Below are 8,916 nucleotides of genomic sequence, written 5' to 3'. Positions count from 1 at the left end.
GTTACGCCGGCAACAACGCGGACAGTGCAGCGGACAGCGGCGACGGGACCGGCTGCGGCGGGGCAGACGGCACCCTGGACAGCGGCGACGGGACCGGCGGCGCAGCTGATGCCGATCTGGACCGGCGGACCCGGCAGCAGCGGCTCCTGGACGGCCTCGTCAGTGCCTGCAAAACAGCCCTCACCACCGGAACCCTCCCGGCCACGGGAGGACTCCGCCCGCAGGTCATGGTCACCATCGACTACCGCGACCTCCTGGACCGCCTCGAACACACCACCAACCAGGGACCCCGCCACCGCACCCGGACCGCGGCCACGGGCACGGCCACCGGCACTGGCGCCGGCACTGCTGGGCCGGCCGGACCCTGGGACGCAGACCACGCCAGCGACACCACCCTCAGCCCCGAAAGCACCGGCAGGCTCCCCGGCACCGGCTCGTTCACGTTCACCGGCCCGGTCCCGGCGTCCTTGGTCCGGAAGATCGCCTGCGACGCCGACATCATCCCCGTCCTGCTCGGCAGCCAAGGCCGCATCCTGGACATCGGCCGCACCACCAGGATCTTCCCGCCCCACATCCGCAAAGCCATCACCGCCCGCGACCAAGGCTGCGCCTTCCCCGGCTGCACCATCCCCGCCCCCTGGTGCGAAGCCCACCACATCACCTACTGGTCACACGGCGGACCCACCAACACAGACAATGGAACCCTGCTCTGTTCCCATCACCACCACCTCATCCACAAAGAACAATGGACCATCCAGGTCAAAACCGGGGTCCCGTGGTTCATCCCGCCACCCCACATCGACCCACGCCAACGGCCACAACAGAACAACTACTTCAAGACCTGAAGTACGGGCTGAGGTCGGGCGCCGCTGTGCACCGCCCAAACTGGGGAAACCCAGGTCGGGTCGGATCGGGCCAGAAGCGGTAGACCTCCCGATGGCCGGGGCGTTTTCTAACAGGTCGCGCATATCCCCCACGCGGCTGCACCAGGCTGTGGGGTCCGCGCTATGGGGTCCGCGACCGGCTTTCCGGGTTCTTATCGTGGGGGGCGTCCCAGCGAATTGCTCAGACTACGTCGCCAAGACGGGCCACATCGGGGGCCAGGGTGAGGGGTAGGCGATGCAGCCGCGTAAGTGCGGCGGCGGCTTCGCTGCCTTCTTCCGCGGTGTACGTGAGGATGCGGTGGCCGGAGTCGTCCGGCATGGTCAGGACCTCGAACCCGAGCTCCAGGCACCCGAGCCGGGGATGGTCCAGTTTCTTGTGCCCTGACATGCAGTTTTCAACCGGATGTTCTGCCCACATCGTTGCGAACTCGGGGCTTTTGAGGGTCAGTTCCCCAACGAGTGCGGCGAGTTCGATGTCGTCGGCGAACCGTCCGGAGAACAGCCGCAGGGACGCGACGGCACGGGCGGCCTCGGAGCGCCAGTGCGGGTACAGGCTGCGTGTGGCCTCATCCAGGAAGAGCATTCTGGTCATGTTCGGCCGCTGGGACGGCGTGTCCGGGGCGTCGAAGTCCAGGTGCGAAGCCACCAGCCAGTGCCCGGCCCGGTTCCAGGCCAGGACTTCAGTGCGCTTGCCCAGCACCACCGAGGGAACACTGCCCATGGAATCGACCAGGCGTTTCGTGCCTGGCCGCACCTGGTCGGGCCGGGTGCGGGCGGTTTTGGGGCTTCGGCCTTTGATGCCGGAGAGGTCGGAGAGGTGTTTCCGTTCGATCTCGGTCAGGGCCAGGGCCTGGGCGAGGGAATTGACGATCGCATCGGAGGCGTTGACGTGTTGGCCCTGTTCCAGCCGGGCGTAGTAGGTCACGCTCATCCCGGCCAGCATGGCCACTTCCTCACGCCGCAGCCCGGGAACACGGCGGGTGCCATAATCCATCAGCCCGACGTCGGCCGGGCTCAGGGCGGCCCGTCGTTTGCGTAGGAAGTCGCCCATCGCTGCTGGTTGGTTCATACCTGTGAGTATTCACGAACATTCCCGGATATGGGTAGCACTGCCAGTGCTACCCACAACACGGCGTGGCTGTTCCCGCCCGGCGTCGGCAGGCTGGAGAGGAAAACCCGCCCACGCACTCAGTGATTGGACACTTCCACGATGACAACGCACGACACCACCCCTCTCCCCCGGCTTGAAGCAATACCAGCACCGCCCACACCGCCGGCTGAACAAGGTTCTGTCCGGATGACCGGGCGGCAGCGGCTGATCATGGTGCTGCTGCTGACAGCCAGTTTCACCCTCGCAGTCGACTTCTCCATCCTTAACGTCGCGCTGCCCCGGATCGGGGCTGACGTCGGCTTCGCCTTGGAACACCTGCAATGGATCGCCACTTCCTTCGCACTGTGCGCGGCAGGATTCACCCTGTTCTTCGGCCGGGTCGCTGACCTGTTCGGCCGCAAACGGCTCTTCATCGCCGGCATGGCGCTGCTCGGGATCGGCTCGCTCGTCGGCGGCCTCGCCACCGACCCAGGTGTGCTTCTCGCCGCCCGTGTCGCCCAGGGGATGGCCACCGCCGCCGTCACCCCGGCCGCACTGTCGCTACTCACCACGTCCTTCCCGGAAGGGCCGCTGCGGGACAAGGCCTTAGGTTTGAATGGTTCCTTGATGGCCGCCGGGTTCACTGCCGGTGCGATCCTCGGTGGGCTGCTCACCGACCTGCTGTCCTGGCGGTGGGCATTCTTCATCAACATCCCCATCGCCCTGTTCGTCCTCATCCTTGCCCCGAAACTGCTGACCGAGTCCGCCCGCGGGAACCGGACGAAACTGGATGTGCCGGGAGCCTTCACGGTGACCCTTGCCCTGCTGCTGCTCGTCCTCGGTCTGACCACCGCGGGCGAAAAGGGCTGGGCTCAACCGCTGGCGTGGGGACCACTGGTAGCGGGAGTGATCCTGTTCGTGCTCTTTTTCTTCATCGAGAAGAACACGCCGCATGCGCTGGTGCCCGTGGCGATCCTGCGGCGGAACAACATCGCCTGGGGCAACATCGCCGGGATCCTGGCGTTCGCCACCGAAACGTCCCTGGTGTTCGTGCTGACCCTCTACCTTCAGCAGGTCCTCGGCTACACCCCGCTCGGTGCCGGACTGGCCTTCGCCATCCTCGGCATTGGCACCGTCACCGGCGGGATCATCGCCCCGAAACTCATCGGCAAACTGGGCAACAAGAACACCATCATCGCCGGACTCACCGTCCAGGCCGCGGCCACCGGATCCCTCCTCTTCATCAACACAGGCCAGGCCTCACTGATCCTCGTCCTGATCGCCACGTTTGTCGGCGGGGTCGCGAACCTCGCCGCCATCGTCGGGTTTATGGTCACCGCCACCACCGGTCTCCCCGACACCGAACAGGGACTTGCCACCGGCCTGACGACCATGAGCCAGCAAATCGGCATCACCATGGGAATCCCCCTCATGAGCACTATCATCGCCGCGTCCCTGGTCCACGGCGGCATCGGTGATGCACCGGATCAGGTACTGCACTCGGTACTGCCGGCCATCGGGCTCAACGCCGTTCTCTGCCTGACGGCGGCAGTCCTGACAGCCCTGTTCCTTCGCCGGCCAGCCCGCGTCGTGGATTAAACCTTCCCCAACTGTGACGTCCGGCTGGCCAAGGCAACGCACCGTTCCAGCTTCTTCACCGCTCAGGCTGGCAGTGTCCGGCCATGACGTCTTCGGCGTTCCGAATTAGTCCAGGAAGGCGTCGGCTTCCGCCAGTGCCTCGTCCAGGATTGCCAGGCCCGCGGCGGCGTCGGAGTCGTTCACGTTGAGGGGAGGTGCGACATGGACGCGGTTGCCCTGGGTCAGCGGCAGCAAGCCCCTGCTCAGGCACGCCTTAGTGAAGGAGACCATCGGCGCGTTCGCCGCACCAGTGGCTCCTACCGGTACGAGCGGCTCTTTGCTCAGCCGGTTGCGGACCAGTTCAGCGGTCCAGAGGCCGCCGATGCCGCGAACGTCGCCGACGGACTCGTGCCTCCCGGCAAGCTCCCTGAGTCCTGGCCCCAGGATGTCCGTGCCGAGTCGGGCAGCTGCCGCGACTGTGCCCTCCTCGCGCATCGCGCTGATGGCGGCGACCGCTGCTGCGCAGGCGAGCGGGTGGCCGCTGTACGTCAATCCCGCCGGGTAGGGCCGCTTGGTGAACATCTCGTAGATTGCGTCGCCGACCAGCACGCCGCCCAGCGGCACGTACCCGGAATTCACGCCCTTCGCAAACGCCAACAGGTCCGGTGCCACGCCATCGTGGTCGACGCCGAACCAGGCTCCCGTCCGGCCGAAGCCGACCATGACCTCGTCAGCAATGTAGACGATGCCGTGGCGGTCGCACAGCTCGCGGACCCCGCGCAGGTAGCCGGCCGGTGGCACGATGACCCCCGAGCTGCCGGTCACCGATTCCAGGACCAGGCCGGCGATCGTCGACGGGCCTTCCAGGAGGATCACCTGCTCAAGATGGGCGAGCGCCCGTTCGCATTCTTCCTCCGGGGTCCCCGACCCGAACGCCGACCTGTACAGGAAGGGTCCGAAGAAGTGCACGGCACCCGCCGCGCCGGTGTCCGAGGCCCAGCGGCGCGGGTCTCCGGTGAGGTGGATCGAGGTCGATGTCGAGCCATGGTAGGAGCGGTACGCGGCGAGCACTTTCGGCCGGCCCGTGTAAAGGCGCGCCATCCGGACCGCATGCTCGATGGCCTCCGTTCCACCGTTGGTGAACAGCACGTGCCCGAGGCTCTCCGGCGAGACCTCCACAATCAGCCGCGCCGCTTCGCCCCGGACATCGGACGCGTTCCCGGGTGCGAGCGTGCAGAGACGGTCGGCTTGCTCCTTGATTGCAGCCACGATGCGCGGATGCTGGTGACCAAGGTTGGTGAACACCAGCTGCGAGCTGAAGTCCAGGTAGCGCCGTCCGCCGGCGTCAATGATGTAGCTCCCCGATCCACCGACAAAGGCAGGCACGTCCCGCGGCCCCTGGACAGCCCAGGGGTGGAAGACCAGTTCGTCTAGATTCATGACCAACCTCCGTTGCTCCAGTGCCGGGCTGTTCCCCTCTACAGCTTCACCTTGGCACCGTCACCCGGCAGCGTCCATAGCCCTCGCGCTCCCGACAACGGCCGAGACCCAGGCGGCCCGGAAACGCAGGTGCGCATCGCTTTACCCGTTGCGACAACGGTCTGAACCGCCCGGGCTTTACGCCCAAATGTATTTCACTCATTGGAATGCCCGACGACGGGCGGCAGCGTTTGAGGGCATGCTCAAATAGGGGGAGGAACCGTTGGAACCGTTAGTCCAAGCAGAGGCAGAAGGGGTGGCCGACAGGGTCCAGGAAGACCCTGAACGTGGTGCCGGGCTGCGTCTCCGCTTTGGTGGCCCCCAGCCTGATGACCTCTTTTTCGCCGTCGTCCAGATCCCGCACCACCAGGTCCAGGTGCATCTGCTGTGGGCGGGACTGGCCCGGCCATTCGGGCGCTTGGTAGCCGTCCACCTGCTGGAACGAAATGCAGTTGCTTCCGTCGTCGGGCCGGATCTCTGTCCAGTCACCTTGACCCTTCACGTTCCAGCCGAGCAGAGCGGCGTAAAATCCCGCAAGCGCACCCGCATCGGGGCAGTCGATGACGAGGGTTGGGAAGCGCGCGATAGCCATACGGGCATGCTACCGCCCGAAAGTGGGTCTGTCCCTAGGGTCCGCGGACGAAGTAGTCGGCTGCCGTGCGGAGGACGCCTCCCCTGACCTGGTCGCCTTAGCCCCGGGCCCCGTCCTACCGGACTGACCCCACCGCCAGGTGCTGCACCCGCCCGTCCACGAACGTGGCCAGAACCTGCGCAGCAGCCAGGTCATCCGGGGCAACCGACAGCGGATCGGCGTCGAACACCGTGAAATCCGCGCGTTTCCCGACCGTGATGGACCCGGAGACCGCCCACTCCCCCGCAGCCCTCGCCGCGTGCGAGGTGTAGCCTTCGAGCGCCTGCAAAGCAGTGAGGGCCTGGCCCGGAACCACCGGCTGTTCGTCCCGGTGGCCGGACCGCCGTCGTAATTGCGCGTCGGCCAGGATGGGCAGCGGTTCGAACGGGGCGATCGGCCAGTCGGAGCCGAGCGCCAGGGTGGTACCCGCCGCGCGGAGGTCCGCGCACCGCCAGGCATTGTTCGCGCGTTCCGGCCCCAGCCGCACGGACCAGTTGTCCGTCTGGTCAGCGCGGGAGTAGTGGGTGCAGTGCGTCGGCTGCATGCTCGCCACCAGGCCAGCCCGGGAGAACCGCTCGACGAGCGCGTCCGGGACGGTTTCGAGGTGCTCGATCCGGTGCACGGCCGCCGGTGCATCCGACCGCACCGCGGGAGGCAGGGACTCGAAAGCGTCCAGGACTGCGGCCACTCCGGCGTCGCCGATCGCGTGCGTGGCCGTGGGAATCCCGCGGCCGGCGAAGAAGCGCACCGCCGCCGCGTACTCCTCCGGGCGGGGCCAGAACGGGGCCACGGACTCCCCATAGATATCGGGTTCGAACAGCCACGCGGTGCCGTTGTCCACCGTGCCGTCCACGAACAGCTTGATGCCGGCCACCTCCCATCGCCGTCCGCCCAGTCCGATCTGCTCCGCGAGCGGCTGCCAGTCCTGCTCGCCGCTGCCGGGCATGCACCAGGGTGAGATCCGCAGGCGCAGCGGGAGACCGCCGTCGACGTCGTCCGTCAAGTCCGCGGGGGCCTCACCCTCGAGGGCACGGAAGAGTTCCAGCGAGTCCTCCCCGCAGTCCATCACGTGCGCCCCCGTCAGCCCGGACCGCGCGAACTGCGTAAAGAGCTGCGCCAGCCTTACCTTCCGTTCCTCGAAGGACTCCGCCGGCATCAGCTGCGCCACGAGCTCAATGGCGGCGGCCTCCAGCAGGAGCCCCGTCGGCCTGCCGCTGGGGTCGCAGACAACTTCCGAGGCCTGGTCGAACGCCCGCGGTCCGGTGACACCGGCCAGTTCCAGTGCCCGCGAACCGGCCAGGGCGGAATGCCCGTCGAAGAGTCGGATGAGGCACGGCCGGCCGGAGACGACGTCGTCAATCAGCTCGCGGTGGGCGGGGGCGGATCCGAACACATTGGGATCAAGGCCCCAGCCCCGTACCCAGTCCCCCGAGGGGGTTGCCTCGGCTGCGGCTCGCAACAGCGCGCGCACCCCGGCAAGGTCCTTGGCGCCGGAGAGGTCGCAGCCGCGGGTCAGTTCCAGGCCGAAGACAGGGTGGATGTGGCAGTCCACCAGGCCGGGCGTCAGCACGGCGGCACCGAAGTCGATGACCTCCGCGGCCGGCCAGCCCTCGGCATCCGCACGGCTTCCGACGGCGGCAATCACGCCGTCCTGGACGGCCACCGCCTGCGGCGCGGGTCTTCCGGGCGTCCGGTCCTCCATCGTGTGGATGGTGTCGGCCAGGATGATCACATCAGGATTCATGGGTTTCGAAGCTTCCAATCTGCGCGAAGGTCTCGGGACGGTGGCGGCGCACCCAGCGGGCTGCCAGGAGCCCCGCGATGAAGACGAGGGGCGTTACCAGGATGAGGATGGTGTTGGTCAACGCGTCGGCGAAGGTGAGCAGCTCGATGTTCAGGCCGATCAGCAGCACCACGCCAAAGAGCAGGATGGCGGAGGCCAGGCTGAGCGGCACCATCAGTTTGTGCGTCGCTGCAGCGGGGTTCCGGCGCAGGTAGAGGAAGGCCGCAACTGAAACCAGGCCCTGGAGTCCGACGATGCCGAAAATTCCGGGGGTATTCACCCAGATCAGCAGCTGCTGGTACGGGTCGGCGTTGAGCAGGGCGCAGATGGTGATGACCACGGCGGCGAGGACTGTCTGCAGCTGGCCGGCGCGGTGCGGGGACTGGAAGTTGGGATGGGTACGGCCGAGGAAGGCGGGCAGCACGCCGTCGCGGGCCAGCATGTAGACGTAGCGGTTGATCGCGTTGTGGAAGGCCAGCTGCGAGGCGTAGACGCTGGTGACGATCAGAACGTACATCACCACTTCGGCCCAAGGCCCCACATAGTGGTTGATGGTCTGGAAGAACATCCCGCCGGCCATCTCGCCCGCGGCTTCGACGGCGCGGTCTTCGCCGTAGGCCTGGACCACGGTCCAGACGATGAAGGCGTAGAACACGGACATAAAGCCGACGGCGATGTACATGGCCCGCGGCACGGATTTGTCCGGGTTGCGGGCCTCGGAGCGGTACAGCACGGTGGACTCGAAGCCCATGAAGGCCGCGAAGCAGATGCCCAGGATCGCCAGGACGCCCGGGCCGAACGCGTGCTCCGGGCTGAAGGAACCCACGCTGATCCCATGGGCACCACCGCTGCCCAGGATGCCCGCCCCCATCACGGCGAGGATGCCCGTCTCGGCGATGAGGAGCACCCCGAGCACCTTCGCGCCGACGTCGATCCCCCGGTAGCCGAGGAACCAAACGGCTACGACGGCGGCGAGAGCGATGGCTGGCCACGGCACCTCGAGCCCGAACAGCACCTTGAACATGTCGTGGGTTTGGACCGCGAAGAGACCGTATACGCCGATCTGGAGGCAGTTGTAGGACACGATCGCCAGGATGGCGGAGGCCAGTCCCACCGTCTTGCCCATGGCCAGTGAAATGTACGTGTAGAAGCCGCCCGATGCCTTGACTTGGCGGGTCATGGCCATGAACCCGATGGCGAAGAGGGTGAGCACGATGCCCGCTAGGAGGTAACCGGCCGGGGCGCCAATGCCGCCGACGCCGATGGCTACCGGGGCCACGCCTGCCATGACGGTGAGGGGTGCTGCTGCCGAGATGACGAGGAAGGCGATGCCGCCCGTTCCCAGGGCATTGCGCTTGAGGGCGCCGTCCGCGGACGACGTCGGTTGTCTGGTTTGGGTATCCGGCACTAGTCCGTCCTTTCTTGGGAGCCCTGCTAAACGAAAGGCTTTCGTTTATTATGGAGGCGTGTG

The 8,916-nt window shown here is 67.0% G+C and carries 7 protein-coding genes; 2 read left to right on the top strand and 5 right to left on the bottom strand.

The window, feature by feature from the left end; genetic code table 11:
- A partial coding sequence (locus AC1DRE_RS24715; protein WP_476987105.1) for an HNH endonuclease signature motif containing protein occupies nt 1–845 on the top strand: 845 nt, incomplete at its 5' end.
- Nucleotides 846–1,065: 220 nt separating this feature from the next.
- Here the strand turns inward: AC1DRE_RS24715 and AC1DRE_RS24710 are convergent.
- Nucleotides 1,066–1,953: a helix-turn-helix transcriptional regulator gene (locus AC1DRE_RS24710; protein ID WP_476987104.1), complete on the bottom strand. Its 888-nt coding sequence runs from the start codon at nt 1,951–1,953 to the stop codon at nt 1,066–1,068.
- A gap of 228 nt (nt 1,954–2,181) precedes the next feature.
- Here AC1DRE_RS24710 and AC1DRE_RS24705 point away from each other — a divergent pair, with 228 nt between their 5' ends.
- Nucleotides 2,182–3,573: an MFS transporter gene (locus AC1DRE_RS24705; protein WP_476987103.1), complete on the top strand. Its 1,392-nt coding sequence runs from the start codon at nt 2,182–2,184 to the stop codon at nt 3,571–3,573.
- A 105-nt stretch (nt 3,574–3,678) separates the two neighbouring features.
- Here AC1DRE_RS24705 and AC1DRE_RS24700 read toward each other — a convergent pair whose 3' ends face one another.
- From AC1DRE_RS24700 to AC1DRE_RS24685, 4 genes are all read right to left on the bottom strand, one after another.
- A complete protein-coding gene (locus AC1DRE_RS24700) occupies nt 3,679–5,013 on the bottom strand; it encodes an aminotransferase class III-fold pyridoxal phosphate-dependent enzyme (RefSeq protein WP_476987106.1) in 1,335 nt (444 codons plus the stop codon).
- 250 nt (nt 5,014–5,263) lie between these two features.
- A complete protein-coding gene (locus AC1DRE_RS24695; RefSeq protein WP_476987102.1) occupies nt 5,264–5,623 on the bottom strand; it encodes a VOC family protein in 360 nt (119 codons plus the stop codon).
- A 115-nt stretch (nt 5,624–5,738) separates the two neighbouring features.
- Nucleotides 5,739–7,406 (bottom strand): amidohydrolase, encoded by a 1,668-nt coding sequence (locus tag AC1DRE_RS24690; protein WP_476987101.1) that lies wholly within the window; start codon nt 7,404–7,406, stop codon nt 5,739–5,741.
- Nucleotides 7,396–8,853 (bottom strand): APC family permease, encoded by a 1,458-nt coding sequence (locus tag AC1DRE_RS24685; RefSeq protein WP_476987100.1) that lies wholly within the window; start codon nt 8,851–8,853, stop codon nt 7,396–7,398. Before AC1DRE_RS24685 ends, AC1DRE_RS24690 begins: the two co-directional genes overlap by 11 nt.
- Nucleotides 8,854–8,916 lie beyond the last annotated feature (63 nt).

The organism is Arthrobacter sp. P4_H3 (genome assembly GCF_056400885.1).
This window is presented reverse-complemented; position numbering and strand designations above follow the sequence as displayed.